This is a genomic window from Pseudomonas bubulae, assembly GCF_037023725.1.
In the GTDB taxonomy this organism is placed as follows: domain Bacteria; phylum Pseudomonadota; class Gammaproteobacteria; order Pseudomonadales; family Pseudomonadaceae; genus Aquipseudomonas; species Aquipseudomonas bubulae.
In genome coordinates this window covers 1,662,014-1,675,690 of record NZ_CP146077.1, presented here as the reverse complement: position 1 = coordinate 1,675,690, position 13,677 = coordinate 1,662,014, and the positions used below count along the sequence as shown (strand labels likewise).

The 13,677-nt window shown below is 60.5% G+C and carries 11 protein-coding genes and 1 pseudogene; 9 read left to right on the top strand and 3 right to left on the bottom strand.

All coding sequences use genetic code 11. The features are described from left to right. Nucleotides 1-24 precede the first annotated feature (24 nt). The 3 genes from norR (at nucleotide 25) to V6L81_RS07775 (ending at nucleotide 3,168) form a co-directional block, all read left to right on the top strand. A complete protein-coding gene (gene norR, locus V6L81_RS07785) occupies nucleotides 25-1,572 on the top strand; it encodes a nitric oxide reductase transcriptional regulator NorR (RefSeq protein WP_095018304.1) in 1,548 nt (515 codons plus the stop codon). A 217-nt stretch (nucleotides 1,573-1,789) separates the two neighbouring features. Then, a complete protein-coding gene (locus V6L81_RS07780; RefSeq protein WP_095001521.1) occupies nucleotides 1,790-2,689 on the top strand; it encodes a chemotaxis protein in 900 nt (299 codons plus the stop codon). Nucleotides 2,690-2,694: 5 nt separating this feature from the next. Beyond that, entirely contained in the window at nucleotides 2,695-3,168 is a 474-nt protein-coding gene (locus tag V6L81_RS07775; protein ID WP_095024040.1) for a GNAT family N-acetyltransferase, read from the top strand. On the opposite strand, the gene V6L81_RS07770 is transcribed toward V6L81_RS07775, so the two are convergent. The 3 genes and pseudogenes from V6L81_RS07770 to V6L81_RS07765 form a co-directional block, all read right to left on the bottom strand. After that, nucleotides 3,165-4,211: a methyl-accepting chemotaxis protein gene (locus V6L81_RS07770; protein WP_370688595.1), complete on the bottom strand. Its 1,047-nt coding sequence runs from the start codon at nucleotides 4,209-4,211 to the stop codon at nucleotides 3,165-3,167. The genes V6L81_RS07775 and V6L81_RS07770 overlap by 4 nt on opposite strands. A 258-nt stretch (nucleotides 4,212-4,469) precedes the next feature. Then, nucleotides 4,470-4,751: pseudogene (locus V6L81_RS24185) on the bottom strand (PAS domain-containing protein); the annotation flags it as partial. Between the two features lie 152 nt (nucleotides 4,752-4,903). Then, entirely contained in the window at nucleotides 4,904-5,131 is a 228-nt protein-coding gene (locus V6L81_RS07765; protein ID WP_095001524.1) for a hypothetical protein, read from the bottom strand. A gap of 270 nt (nucleotides 5,132-5,401) precedes the next feature. Between V6L81_RS07765 and V6L81_RS07760 the strand changes: the two genes are divergently transcribed. From V6L81_RS07760 to V6L81_RS07735, 6 genes are all read left to right on the top strand, one after another. Further along, nucleotides 5,402-6,547, top strand: coding sequence for an efflux RND transporter periplasmic adaptor subunit (locus V6L81_RS07760; protein ID WP_095018301.1), 1,146 nt, complete (start codon nucleotides 5,402-5,404; stop codon nucleotides 6,545-6,547). After that, entirely contained in the window at nucleotides 6,544-9,639 is a 3,096-nt protein-coding gene (locus tag V6L81_RS07755) for a multidrug efflux RND transporter permease subunit (RefSeq protein ID WP_095018300.1), read from the top strand. Before V6L81_RS07760 ends, V6L81_RS07755 begins: the two co-directional genes overlap by 4 nt. An 8-nt stretch (nucleotides 9,640-9,647) precedes the next feature. Continuing rightward, nucleotides 9,648-10,322: a heavy metal response regulator transcription factor gene (locus tag V6L81_RS07750; protein WP_095001527.1), complete on the top strand. Its 675-nt coding sequence runs from the start codon at nucleotides 9,648-9,650 to the stop codon at nucleotides 10,320-10,322. Beyond that, entirely contained in the window at nucleotides 10,297-11,694 is a 1,398-nt protein-coding gene (locus V6L81_RS07745) for a heavy metal sensor histidine kinase (RefSeq protein WP_338660589.1), read from the top strand. The genes V6L81_RS07750 and V6L81_RS07745 overlap by 26 nt, the downstream gene beginning before the upstream one ends. Before the next feature lie 229 nt (nucleotides 11,695-11,923). Next, nucleotides 11,924-12,148, top strand: coding sequence for a hypothetical protein (locus tag V6L81_RS07740; RefSeq protein ID WP_095001528.1), 225 nt, complete (start codon nucleotides 11,924-11,926; stop codon nucleotides 12,146-12,148). Nucleotides 12,149-12,339: 191 nt separating this feature from the next. Continuing rightward, nucleotides 12,340-13,659 carry an OprD family porin gene (locus tag V6L81_RS07735; RefSeq protein WP_095020347.1) on the top strand — a complete coding sequence of 440 codons (1,320 nt, stop codon included), beginning with the start codon at nucleotides 12,340-12,342 and terminating at the stop codon, nucleotides 13,657-13,659. The last annotated feature ends 18 nt before the right edge of the window (nucleotides 13,660-13,677 follow it).

Below are 13,677 nucleotides of genomic sequence, written 5' to 3'. Positions count from 1 at the left end.
TCATAATGACTACGCGAGGTCAAAATGACTGCAAAACTGCTACTGACCACCCTGCTGCCGCTGGTGGACGATCTGTCCCGTGATCTGCCCGAGAGCGAACGCTATCGCCGCTTGCTGCACGCGCTGCGCACCCTGCTGCCTTGCGATGCCGCAGCCCTGCTGCGACTGGATGGCGAATGGCTGGTGCCGTTGGCTGTTGATGGCTTGAGCCTGGACACCCTGGGGCGGCGCTTCAAAGTCAGCGAGCACCCGCGCTTTCAGGCTTTGCTCGCAAGTCCAGGCCCCACCCGTTTCCCCAGCAACTGCGAACTGCCAGACCCCTACGACGGCCTGGTCGACGGGCTGGCCGAACACCTGGAAGTCCACGACTGCATGGGCTGCCCGCTGTTTGTAGAAGAGCGCCCATGGGGGCTGCTAACCCTTGACGCACTGGATTCCAAACGCTTCGAGCCGGTCTCGCTGGATGACCTGCAGGCCTTTGCCAGCCTGGCTGCCGCTACGGTCAATGTGGCTCAACGGATCGAACGGCTGGCATTGCGGGTCGAGGATGAGCAGCGCAAGGCCGAACTCTATCGGCAAGCCAATGGTTCGCCCAACAAGGAGCTGATCGGCCAGAGCAAGGTGCACAAACGCTTACTGGAAGAAATTGCCCTGGTGGGCGGCAGCGATCTGACGGTACTGATAACCGGTGAAACCGGTGTCGGCAAGGAGCTGGTGGCCCAGGCCATTCACGCAGCCTCGCCACGGGCAGACAAACCGCTGATTAGCCTTAACTGCGCGGCCTTGCCCGACACGCTGGTTGAAAGCGAACTGTTCGGCCATGTGCGCGGTGCCTTTACCGGTGCCACCAACGACCGACGCGGCAAGTTCGAGCTTGCCAACGGTGGCACGTTGTTTCTGGATGAAGTGGGCGAGCTGTCGCTGACCGTGCAGGCCAAGCTGTTGCGGGTGCTGCAAAGCGGGCAGTTGCAACGCCTGGGCTCGGATCAGGAGCACCGGGTCGACGTACGCCTGATCGCAGCCACCAACCGCGACCTGGCCGAAGAAGTGCGCAGCGGTCGCTACCGCGCCGACTTTTACCATCGCCTTAGCGTTTACCCGCTCAGGGTGCCAGCCTTGCGCGAACGCGGCCGTGATGTGTTGCTGCTGAGCGGCTTTTTTCTGGAGCAAAACCGCTCGCGCATGGGCCTGGGCAGCCTGCGCCTGAGTCCCGACGCGCAGGCGGCGCTGGTGCAGTATTCCTGGCCGGGCAATGTGCGCGAACTGGAACACCTGATTGGCCGCAGCGCCCTTAAAGCCTTGGGCAATTGCAGCACGCGGCCGCGCATCCTGACCCTGACGGCGGCGGATCTGGATTTGCCGACCTCCGGCGCCAGCGCTGCGCCGATCGCCCCCCAGAACCTGCCGGATGCCGTGGGCGACTTGCGCCAGGCCACTGAAAATTACCAGCGCCAGCTGATCAGCACCTGCCTGGAACGCCATCAGCACAACTGGGCCAGTGCGGCGCGGGAGCTGGGGCTTGACCGGGCAAACCTGGCCCGCATGGCCAAACGGTTGGGCCTGAAACCCTGATCCCGTAGCAACTGCCGAGGAGCGCAGGCTCGACAGCTGCAGGAACACTGCAACTGTGGGAGCGAGCCTGCTCGCGAAGGTCGTTCGCGAGCAGGCTCGCTCCCACAATAAGGCTTGACCTGCAACAGAGTATCTACAAGGGGATTTATGCCGACCGGTTAAAGCCCGTAACATTCAGGTCGATAACCCCGTATCGCTCCCAGCACAGAAGATTTTTATGTCATCGAACAATGCCCGCGCAGATTCACTCTCCCTTCTGCTCTTCACTCTGCGCAGCGGCAAGTTGTTGGCGATCAACCTGCTCAAGGTCAGTGAAATCATTCCCTGCCCGCCGCTGACCAAAATGCCCGAGTCCCACCCCAATGTTAAAGGCATCGCCGTGTTGCGCGGCGCGGCACTGTCGGTAATCGACCTGAGCCGTGCCATCGGCGAGCAGCCGCTGCTCGACCCGGACGCTGGTTGCCTGATCGTCACCGATGTCAGCCGCTCCAAACAGGGGCTGCATGTGCAGGCGGTGAGCAAAATCGTGCACTGCCTGAGCACCGATATCCGTCCGCCGCCCTACGGCTCCGGCAAGCGCTCGTATATCACCGGTGTGACCCAGGTCGACGGTGTATTGGTGCAAGTGCTGGATATCGAAAAAGTGATCCACGGCATCGCCCCGGCCAAGGTCGAGGACGCCAGCGACAGCCTCAGTAAAGAAGAGTCAAAACTGCTGGCCAATGCCCGCATTCTGGTGGTGGATGACAGTCAGGTGGCCCTGCAACAGTCGGTCATTACCCTGCGCAACCTGGGCCTGCATTGCCACACCGCACGCAGCGCCAAGGAAGCCATCGAGCGGTTACTGGAGCTGCAAGGCACGCCGGATCAGATCAACGTGCTGGTGTCGGATATCGAAATGTCGGAAATGGATGGCTACGCCTTTACCCGTACCGTGCGCGACACCCCGGACTTTGCCCATCTGTATGTGCTGCTGCACACCTCGCTCAACAGTGCGATGAACAGCGAAAAGGCGCGCCTGGCGGGGGCCAATGCGGTGCTGACCAAGTTCTCTTCGCCGGAGCTTACACAGTGCTTGATCCTCGCCGCGCGCACGGTTGCCGAGCAAGGTTACTGAGTAGCATGAGCCAGTATTGCCTGTTGCTGCGCAAAGATTTGCGCCAGCCATTGCCACCGGCCCACTGGCCCCAGGGCTTCACCCTGGTAACGCTCACCGAGGAGCTGCTGCAACCGGTACATGCCCTGATCAGCCTGAGCCATACCGACGGCACCGGCAGCATGCAAACCCTGCAGGACTGGCAATACGGCCTGCAACATGACCCCGAGTACGATCCCGCACTGTGTTTTGTGATCCTCCTGGAGGGCAAGGCCGTTGCGGTTGCCCAGGCCTGGACCAGCGCCTACCTCAAGGATCTGGCGGTACACCCGCACCACCGGGGCCGGGGCTTGGGCGGCGCACTGCTCAACCATGTCTTTGCCGTTTTCCGCCAGCGCCGTGAGGCTTGCCTGGATCTCAAGGTCATGGAGCACAACCACAACGCCCGGCGCCTGTACGACAAGCACGGCATGACCCTGATCCAGCGCGAGGCGCTTTAGCGCCGGGTTTGCCAGAACTCTTGCGCAAGCGAGCGCAAACCTGCGGCCAGCTCGGCGACATCCCCTGAATGGCGATGGCTCTGTTGCCCGGCATCCACAGTGACGTCACAGGCACTGCGAATCCCGGCGATATTACGGTTGATATCTTCACTGACCACGCTTTGCTCTTCGACCGCCGAGGCGATCTGCACACTCATCTCGGTGATCTTCTGAACTTGTGCACTGATCCCGTCCAGCGCGCAACTGGCCAGTTGGGTCTGATTGACACTGCTCTGAGCGTATTCACTGCTTTGCTGGATGACCTGCACCGCCGCCCGGGCACCTTCTTGCAGAGCGCTGATCATGGCCTGGATTTCACTGGTCGACTGCTGCGTACGCTGGGCCAGACCACGAACCTCATCGGCCACCACGGCAAAGCCGCGGCCCTGATCACCTGCGCGGGCCGCTTCGATAGCGGCGTTGAGCGCCAGCAAATTGGTTTGTTCGGCAATACTGCGGATCACTTCCAGCACCGAGGAAATATCGCTGCTGTGACTTTCCAGGTGATGCACCACCTCGGTGGCTCGCTCCAGCTCCGTCGCCAGGTGCTGCACCGTGCTGCGGCTCTGCGTCACCAGCTGATGGCCTTCACGGGTTTCACTTTGCACCCGATCGGCTGCTTGCGACGCCTGCTGGGCGTTGATCGCTACCTGCGCCACACTCGCCGCCATTTCGTTGATAGCAGTGGCCACCTGATCGGTCTCCAACTGTTGATTCAAGGTGCTGGCATGGCTGCTTTGCAGATGCTGAACCAGTTCGCTGGCGTGCCCGGCCAATCGCTGCGAGGCATCACCGATACGCCCCACCACAGCGCCGACCTGGGCCTCAAGCATATGCAGGGCAAACTCGATCTGGCCGAACTCATCACGGCGCCCGGTATAAATCTGCTGGCTCAACGGATTGTCGCCAACGCCTTTGGCGCGACGGGTCAATGCATGCAAAGGCCGCAGCAACCAGGCAATGGCCAGCGAACTCAACAGACTGCCCAGCAGCCAGATCAACAGCCCGGCCTGTGCGTCAACGCTGGCCAGCCACAGCGTGCCCACGGCTGTAACGGCGCCAAATACGGCACTGACAAACAATGCCAGCCTGCCCCCCAAGCCAAGGCGCAAGCCGGCCGGCAACAGCGGCTTGCGCCCCGAGCGTAGAGCGGCGTAGTGGGCCTCGGCGACTGCGACACGTTCAGGAGTCGGGTGGGTACGCACGGATTGGTATTCGACGGTCTCGCCATTTTTCATCACCGGCGTGACATAGGCGCTGACCCAATAGTGATCACCGTTTCTGCAACGGTTTTTCACCATCCCCATCCACGAGCGCCCCGCCTTGAGGGTCTGCCACATATGGCTGAAAGCGGCGGGCGGCATGTCGGGATGGCGCAGCAGGTTGTGCGGGGTGCCCAGCAACTCGCTCAGTTCATAACCGCTGACCTCGATAAAGTCAGGGTTGGCGTAGGTGATGGTGCTGTCGAGATCAGTGGTGGAGAGGATGTTGGCGTCGGGGGCAAAATCAACGGATCGGCCGGTAATCGGTAGATTGATTTTCATGACGGGCGCGCTCGGATTATTAGAGAAGAGTCGGCAGGGTCGTCGACTCTAAGCGCACCTATTAAGCAAATACTGATCTGGCGCATGACTAAAGGAGTTAATCAGGCCTGAACAAACACTAATGGCATATTGCCACTTTTTAGGGCATAAAATTAGCGTTTACCCATGGTTTTGCGGGTGCCATGAGGGGGCGCGTTAGGGGTTTTATCATGACCGCCGAGGCCGCTTTTTTGGTAGTACGCCTTGCCCTGGGACTTGGCCTTGGCAAACTCCGATGGCTTGAACGGAAAAGTGAACGCAGGAATGACCGGTTTTTCCGGGGTATCGAGGTTCTCGGTGCTCACGGCATCAGGAGCGGTCGTTGGTGTAGGAGAAGTCATGAAAGCTCCGATATACGGGAAATAAACAGGCCGGATGGCGCAAGACCGCCCAGTATACCTGCGCACCCTGTATAGGTTGCACTCGCTGGTCGTAAAAATAATCCAACCCGCGGTGAAAACCCGTGACGTAGCAGCTGCCGAAGGAACGAGGCAGCTGCTACAAACCTTAAAGCTGTCACAAATGTCAGTTAGCCGTCACCGTTATGACCGGGTCCACACGCTATAACCTTTCTATAAGCCCCCATTCCACGCACACGGCGTCTATCCGGCATGCCCAATAAAACCAAAAAAATCTTGCTGGGCACGCTGCTGATTGCCCTGATGGGTAGCAGCGTCTGGTGGCTCAATCGCCCGGCGCCCGGCAAATCGGCAGGTAGCGCGCCAGTGCCGGTGCGGGTCGTGCAAGTCCTGCAACAGGATGTACCGCGCTATATCAACGGGATTGGCGCCGTACTGTCGCTGCACAGCGTCATCATACGTCCGCAAATCGACGGCATCCTCACGGGTATTCGGGTCAAGGAAGGCCAGACGGTCAAGGCTGGCGACCTGCTGGCTACTCTCGATGACCGCTCGATCAAGGCCAGCCTGGATCAGGCCAGGGCTCAACTGGGACAGAACCAGGCGCAACTGCAGGTCGCATTGGCCGACCTCAAGCGCTATCAGTTGTTGAGCGTGGACAATGGCGTGTCCCGGCAAACCCTCGATCAGCAGCAAGCCCTGGTCAATCAGCTCAAGGCTTCGGCCCAGGGTGATCAGGCGGCGATTGCCGCGGCACAGGTGCAGTTGTCCTATACGCAAATCCAGTCCCCGGTCAGCGGGCGCGTGGGCATTCGCGCAGTAGATGCGGGTAACTTTCTAAGGGTCAGCGATGCCCAGGGGCTGTTTTCCGTGACCCAGATCGCCCCCATTGCCGTGGAGTTTTCCCTGCCCCAGCAGCACTTGCCCCTGCTCCACGACTTGCTCACGGCCAAACAACCGGCCCGGGTCAAAGCCTTTGTCGGCAATACCGGCAGTAGCGGCACGCAACTGGGCGAGGGCCGCCTTAGCCTGATCGACAATCAGGTCTCGGCAACCACCGGCACAATCAAGGCCAAGGCTCAGTTCGACAACTCCACGCAAAGCTTGTGGCCGGGCCAGCTGGTCAATGTCGAAATCCAGACCGGACTGGACCGCAACGCGCTGGTGGTGCCACCGCAAGTGGTGCAGCGCGGGCTGGATAATTACTTCGTCTACCGGGTCAGCGGCGACAAGGTCGAAACCGTTCCCGTGCAGCTGACTTTTCAGGACACCGAACTGAGCATCATCACCGGCGTCAACCCCGGCGACACACTGGTCAGCGATGGCCAGTCGCGGCTCAAGTCCGGCTCGCGGGTTGAAGTCCTGAGCGGGCCAACGGCTGCCCGGGTGCAGCCATGACCCGCAGCCGCTCGGTGTCCGCCTGGTGTGTCGATCACCCGGTCGCCACGGTATTGCTGACCTTCGCCCTGGTGCTGGTGGGGCTGATTGCCTTTCCCCGGTTACCCGTGGCGCCCTTGCCCGAGGCGGAATTCCCGACCATCCAGGTATCTGCGCAATTGCCCGGCGCCAGCCCGGACACCATGGCGTCTTCGGTGGCAACGCCCCTGGAGGTGCAATTCAGCGCCATCCCCGGCATGACCCAGATGACCTCCAGCAGCGCCCTGGGCTCGACCACCCTGACCCTGCAATTCACCCTCGACAAAAGCATCGACACCGCCGCGCAAGAGGTTCAGGCAGCGATCAACACCGCGTCCGGCAAACTGCCCAAGGACATGCCGACCCTGCCGACCTGGAAGAAGGTCAACCCGGCCGACAGCCCGGTACTGATCCTCAGCATCAGTTCGCTGCAGATGCCAGGCACTGAACTGAGCGATTACGTCGAAACCCTGCTGGCCCGGCAAATCAGCCAGATTGATGGTGTGGGCCTGATCAATATCACCGGTCAGCAACGCCCGGCGATCCGCGTCCAGGCCTCGGCCGACAAGCTGGCGGCCATCGGCCTGACCCTGGCCGATATCCGCCTGGCGATCCAGCAAACCAGCCTCAACCTGGCCAAGGGCGCGCTGTATGGCCCGTCGAGCATTTCTACGCTGTCGACCAACGACCAGTTGTTCGACGCGGATGAATATGGCCAGTTAATCGTCTCGTACAAGGATGGCGCCCCCGTGCAGCTACGGGATGTGGCACGGGTTATCAACGGTTCCGAGAACGACTACGTACAGGCCTGGTCGGGCCACCAGCCGGGGCTCAACCTGGTGATTTCGCGCCAGCCGGGGGCCAATATCGTCGACACGGTAGACCGCATCCAGGCCGCCCTGCCCGGTCTGCAGGCCATGCTCCCGGCTTCGGTCGAAGTGACGGTGCTGAGCGATCGCACCAAGACCATTCGCGCCTCCCTGCATGAAGTGGAAATCACCCTGCTGATCGCCGTGCTGCTGGTGGTTGCGGTGATGGCGCTGTTTTTGCGCCAGTGGTCGGCCACGCTGATTGTGTCGGCGGTACTCGGCGTGTCGCTGATCGCCAGTTTCGCACTGATGTATGTGCTGGGCTTCAGCCTCAACAACCTGACGCTGGTGGCCATTGTGGTGGCGGTGGGCTTTGTGGTGGACGATGCGATTGTGGTGGTGGAGAACATCCACCGCCATCTGGAAGCCGGAGAAAGCATGCGCGACGCAGCGATCAAGGGCTCCAGCGAGATCGGCTTTACCGTGGTATCCATCAGCGTCTCACTGGTGGCCGCGTTTATCCCGCTGCTGTTTATGGGCGGGGTGGTCGGGCGGTTGTTCAAGGAGTTCGCCCTGACCGCGACCTCGACCATCATGATTTCCGTGGTGGTATCGCTGACCCTGGCGCCCACACTGGCCGCGCTGTTTATGCGCACACCGGAACACAAGCCCGATGCCAGGCCGGGCTTTGGCGAGCGCCTGCTGGGCCTCTATGAAAAAGGCCTGAAGCGGGCCCTTGCGCATCAGCGATTGATGCTGGGGATTTTCGCCGTGACCCTGGCCATGGCTATCGCCGGCTATGTGTTGATCCCCAAGGGCTTTTTTCCGGTGCAGGACACCGGCTTTGTACTCGGCACCACCGAGGCGGCGTCCGACATTTCATTCCCGGACATGACGCAAAAGCATCTGGCGCTGGCCGAGATCATCGGCAACGACCCGGCCGTGCAGGCGTTCTCCCATGCCGTGGGCGTGACCGGCAGCAACCAGACCATCGCCAACGGCCGCTTCTGGATTGCCCTCAAGGACCGCGGCCAGCGCGACGTGTCGGCCAGCGAATTTATCGACCGCATTCGCCCGCAACTGGCCAAGGTGCCTGGCATCGTGCTGTACCTGCGTGCCGGCCAGGATATCAACCTCAGCTCGGGCCCCAGTCGTAGTCAGTATCAATATGTGCTCAAGAGCAACGATGGTCCGACGCTCACCACCTGGACCCAGCGCCTGACCGAAAAACTGCGCGCCAATCCGGCCTTTCGAGATCTGTCCAACGACCTGCAACTGGGGGGCAGCATCACCCATATCAGCATTGACCGTAATGCGGCGGCGCGCTTTGGCCTGACCGCCACCGATGTCGATGAAGCACTGTACGACGCCTTCGGTCAGCGCCAGGTCAATGAGTTCCAGACCGAGACCAACCAGTACAACGTGATTCTGGAAGTCGACGCGCAGCAGCGCGGCAAGGCCGAAAGCCTCAATTACTTCTACCTGCGCTCGCCGCTGACCGGGGAAATGGTGCCGCTGTCGGCCGTGGCCAGGGTCGATGCGCCCATCAGCGGGCCGTTGTCCATCAGCCATGACGGCATGTTCCCGGCCGCCAACCTGTCGTTCAACCTCGCCCCCGGCGTGGCCCTGGGCGATGCGGTGCTGATGCTCAATCAGGCAAAAAACGACATCGGCATGCCCGGCACCATCAGTGGCAACTTTCAGGGCGCCGCCCAGGCCTTTCAAAGTTCGCTGGCCAGCCAGCCCTGGTTGATCCTCGCGGCGCTGGTGGCGGTGTATATCATTCTGGGGGTGCTGTACGAGAGCTTTGTACACCCGCTGACCATCATCTCCACCCTGCCCTCGGCCGGGCTTGGCGCGCTGCTGATGCTGTGGATATGTGGCCAGGATTTCTCGATCATGGCGCTGATCGGATTGGTGCTGCTGATCGGTATCGTCAAGAAAAACGGCATCCTGATGATCGACTTTGCCCTCGATGCCCAGCGCACCCGTGGCCTGAGCCCCGAAGAGGCCATCTACCAGGCGTGTATCACGCGGTTTCGGCCGATCATCATGACCACCCTCGCCGCGCTGCTCGGCGCCCTGCCGCTGATGCTGGGCTACGGCACCGGCGCCGAACTGCGCCAGCCTCTGGGGATTGCCGTAGTCGGCGGGCTGCTGGTGAGCCAGGCGCTGACGCTGTTTACCACGCCGGTCATATACTTGTGGCTTGAACGACTGTTCCATCGTTCCAAACCCGTCAGCTTGCTGGCGACGAATCACTGAGGCGGGTCATGCGCGTTCTGATTATTGAAGATGAAGAAAAAACCGCCGACTACCTGCACCGCGGCCTGACCGAGCAGGGTTACACAGTGGATGTGGCCCGCGACGGCATCGAAGGTCTGCACCTGGCAATGGAGAGCGATTACGCCGTGATCGTGCTCGATGTGATGCTGCCTGGCCTCGATGGCTTTGGCGTACTGCGGGCCTTGCGCGCGCGCAAGCAAACCCCGGTGATCATGCTCACCGCCCGCGAACGGGTGGAAGACCGCATACGCGGTTTGCGCGAAGGCGCCGACGATTACCTGGGCAAACCGTTCTCGTTCCTGGAACTGGTCGCCCGCCTGCAAGCCCTGACCCGCCGCAGCGGCGGTCACGAACCGGTGCAAGTGACCGTCGACGACTTGTGGATAGATCTGATCAGCCGCAAGGCCAGCCGCGCCGGAGCCCGCCTGGACCTGACCGCCAAGGAGTTTTCATTGCTCAGCGTGCTGGCCCGTCGTCAGGGCGAGATCCTGTCCAAGACCGCCATTGCCGAGATGGTCTGGGACATCAATTTCGACAGTGACGCCAACGTGGTCGAAGTGGCGATCAAGCGCTTGCGCGCCAAGCTCGACGGGCCATTCGAACACAAGCTGCTGCACACCATTCGCGGCATGGGCTATGTGCTGGAGCGGCGCAGTGTTTAAGCGCCCCGCCGCCCTGAACTCCATCGCCATGCGCCTGAGCGCAATGTTCGCCCTGGTGGCGTTGCTGGTGTTTGTGCTGATTGGTGGAGCGCTGTACCAGCAGGTCGACAAAAGTATCGGCCGCCTGCCTGAAGCGGAGCTGGATGCCCGCTACAGCGTGCTTGAGTCATCGATCAACCGCTACGGCAACGCCGAGCACTGGGCCAAGATGAGCACCAAGCTCAAGCTGCTCAGCGAAGAGGACAAACGCATCCGGTTTTGGGCGATCAGTTCAGACCCGGCCTATGAGTACGGCAACCCCGAGGCAGCCGTGCGCAAATTTGCCCAAGGACCCGTGGGCGTGCGGGACTTGCGCCTGCCCGGCCAGGCCTACCCGTTCAAAGTATTGATCAGCGAAATTCCAGCCAAAGAGCAGCGTCCGGCGCTGCGCTTTTTGATTGCCATCGATACCCAGACCTTTCGCCAGACCCAGCATCACTTGCTGCTTGCCCTGATAAGTCTGGCAACGATTGGCGTACTGCTGGCCTCATTGCTCGGCTATTGGGTGGCGCACATCGGCCTCAAGCCGCTGATCAAGCTGTCTGAAGAAGCGCAAAAGCTGGCTCCGCCGCGCCTGTCGGGGCGTTTGCACCTGGCACCGCTGGCTCCGGAGCTGGACCAACTGGTCAGTGCCTTCAATTCGACCCTGGACCGCGTCGAGCAGGCCTGGACCCGGCTGGAGTCATTCAATGCGGATGTGGCCCATGAACTGCGTTCGCCGCTGACCAATCTGATTGGCCAGACCCAGGTGGCGCTGACGCGGGGGCGTTCGGCCGAGCATTACTTTGAAGTGCTGCAGTCGAACCTCGAAGAGCTTGAGCGCCTGCGCAGCATCATCAACGACATGCTGTTCCTGGCCAGCGCCGATCAGGGCAGCAAGGCCTGCAAGCTGTCGAGCGCCTCCCTGGCTGATGAAGTGGCGACCACCCTGGAATATCTGGAGTTTATTCTTGAAGACGCCCGGGTTGTGGTGCGGGTCAGCGGCGATGCCCGGGTCAATATCGAAAAACCCCACCTGCGCCGGGCGCTGATCAACTTGCTGAACAATGCCGTGCAGCACACCGAAGCCGGGCAAGCGATCGAGGTGTCGATCGAGCAGAATTCCGGGCGGGCCATAATCAGCATCAGCAACCCCGGCCTACCGATTGCCGCAGAACACTTGCCGCGCTTGTTCGAGCGTTTCTACCGGGTGGACGCGGCCCGCCACAACAGCGGTGCCAACCACGGGCTGGGGTTGGCCATCGTCAAGGCGATTGCACAGATGCATGGCGGCGAGGTGTTTGTGCACAGCGACGGCGGGCGCAATACATTCGGGTTGGATCTGCCCGCTTGACCTGTAGCACTGTAGATACTCTGTTGCAGGTCAAGCCCTATTGTGGGAGCGAGCAGGCTCGCTCCCACAGTTGCAGTTTTCCTGTAGCTGCCGAGGCTCTAGTCCACGGCCCTCGCATTTGTTACTCAAAACGCAAAAGTCCTTGTCTAAAACAAGGCTTTTTCGCCCCTGCCTGGCGCTATAGATTTAACCCATCACACAGCACTTGCTAAGCAAGAAGGTCTTTGAAATGTCCAGCAGTATGGGTATGGCTAGCGTTTTCGTTTTGTCGTCTTTGTTGTTGTCGCCTTTGGCCATGGCGGAAGAGTCCCCTGCATTCGTCGCACAAAATGCGGCCCGCGCGGCATCGTTTGAACAGCATCAGGCAGAGCTGACAGCACGCCATCAAAACGACGCAAAACCGCAGCCTACACAGGCAAAAGCCAGTGTTTCCGATCAAGCCAAAGACAGCTGATTGCTCACTCGCAGACTTCCCGACCCAGTCGGTCATCTGTCACACATGTGACTGACTGTTTCAAAAGCCGCTATCATAGCGGCTTTTTTTTGTTTTAAAAAAAGCGCTGCCAACACTGGGAGCCCTTCGAACAAGAACAGAATTTGCAAAGAAAATAAAAACTGCCGCCACTTTCAAGGAGCAACAAACTGGTGAAGTACTCACACAAACTCAGTCCGTTATTCATTGCCCTGGCTGCAACGATCCCCACCTACGCCCACGCCGACGAAGACTCAACCAAAGACGGTTTTATCGAAGGTTCCAGCCTTAAGATCCACGCCCGCAATTACTATATGAACCACGATATCCGCAGCCCCCATGCTGATGACAGCAAGGAATGGGGCCAGGGTTTTGTCGGCAAGTTCGAATCGGGCTTCACCCAGGGTACGGTAGGTTTCGGCCTGGATGCCTACGCCTTGCTCGGGCTCAAGCTCGATGGCGGTGGTGGCACCGATGGCAGCAGCATCCTGCCAGTCAGTGATGGCAGCGGCAAAGCGCCTACCGCCTTTTCGTCTGCCGGTGCCGCACTGAAAATCCGCGCCTTTGATACCGAGCTCAAAGCCGGTGATATGTTCCTCACCAATCCGGTAATAGCCGGCGGTGAAACCCGCATGTTGCCGCAGACCTTTCGCGGTGTCAGCCTGACCAACACCAGCTTCGAAGGCTGGATGTTCGAAGGCGGCCAGGTCAGTTTTGAAAAACCTTACAACCAGAGCGGCATGCGCCGCCTGACCACCACCTACGGTGACCTGGGCGATCAGAGCAGCAAGCACATCACCTGGGCCGGCGCGTCCTGGAGCGGCGTGCCAGAAATCACCAGCAACCTCTACGCCGCCCAGTTGCAGGACATCTGGAACCAGTACTACTACGACTTTGACTACACCTGGGAGATGAGCGAGGGCATCACCCTCAACCCCGGCCTGCACTACTATCACACCCAGGACACCGGCAAGGCCCTGCTGGGCGATATCGACAACAACACCTTCAGCCTGCACCTGGCCCTCGGCATTGACGGCCACAAGGTGACCGCGGTGTACCAGCGGGTCAACGGCAACACGCCTTTCGACTATATCTATCAGGGCGACAGCGTTTACCTGGACAACTCGCAGCAATATTCGGACTTCAACGGCCCGAACGAGCGTTCCTGGAAGCTGCAATATGAGTATGACTTTGCCGGCCTCGGAATCGCCGGCCTGACCGCCAGTGCGTCGTATTCACGGGGTGAGCTGGACCTGACCAAGGCCGACCCCGACAGCATCGGCTACAGCAACTGGTACAACCCGGAAGGCAAGAACGCCCATCACTGGGAACGCGACCTGGGCCTCAAGTACGTGATCCAGGAAGGCAAGGCCAAGGATCTGGCAGTGACCCTGCGCTGGGCCACCAACCGCGGCAACACGGCCTACCAGAGCGTGGACAGCGATGTGGATGAGTATCGGGTGATCATCGACTATCCTATTGATGTGTTTTAATCCATGAACAAAGGGCCA

Excerpts from the sequence above, each read along its gene's own strand:
- V6L81_RS07760 (WP_095018301.1), top strand. The coding sequence starts at position 5,402 with ATGCCCAATAAAACCAAAAAAATCTTGCTGGGCACGCTGCTGATTGCC.
- V6L81_RS07780 (WP_095001521.1), top strand. The coding sequence starts at position 1,790 with ATGTCATCGAACAATGCCCGCGCAGATTCACTCTCCCTTCTGCTCTTC.
- V6L81_RS07765 (WP_095001524.1), bottom strand. The coding sequence starts at position 5,131 with ATGACTTCTCCTACACCAACGACCGCTCCTGATGCCGTGAGCACCGAG.
- V6L81_RS07755 (WP_095018300.1), top strand. The coding sequence starts at position 6,544 with ATGACCCGCAGCCGCTCGGTGTCCGCCTGGTGTGTCGATCACCCGGTC.
- norR (WP_095018304.1), top strand. The coding sequence starts at position 25 with ATGACTGCAAAACTGCTACTGACCACCCTGCTGCCGCTGGTGGACGAT.
- V6L81_RS07745 (WP_338660589.1), top strand. The coding sequence starts at position 10,297 with ATGTGCTGGAGCGGCGCAGTGTTTAAGCGCCCCGCCGCCCTGAACTCC.
- V6L81_RS07750 (WP_095001527.1), top strand. The coding sequence starts at position 9,648 with ATGCGCGTTCTGATTATTGAAGATGAAGAAAAAACCGCCGACTACCTG.
- V6L81_RS07740 (WP_095001528.1), top strand. The coding sequence starts at position 11,924 with ATGTCCAGCAGTATGGGTATGGCTAGCGTTTTCGTTTTGTCGTCTTTG.
- V6L81_RS07775 (WP_095024040.1), top strand. The coding sequence starts at position 2,695 with ATGAGCCAGTATTGCCTGTTGCTGCGCAAAGATTTGCGCCAGCCATTG.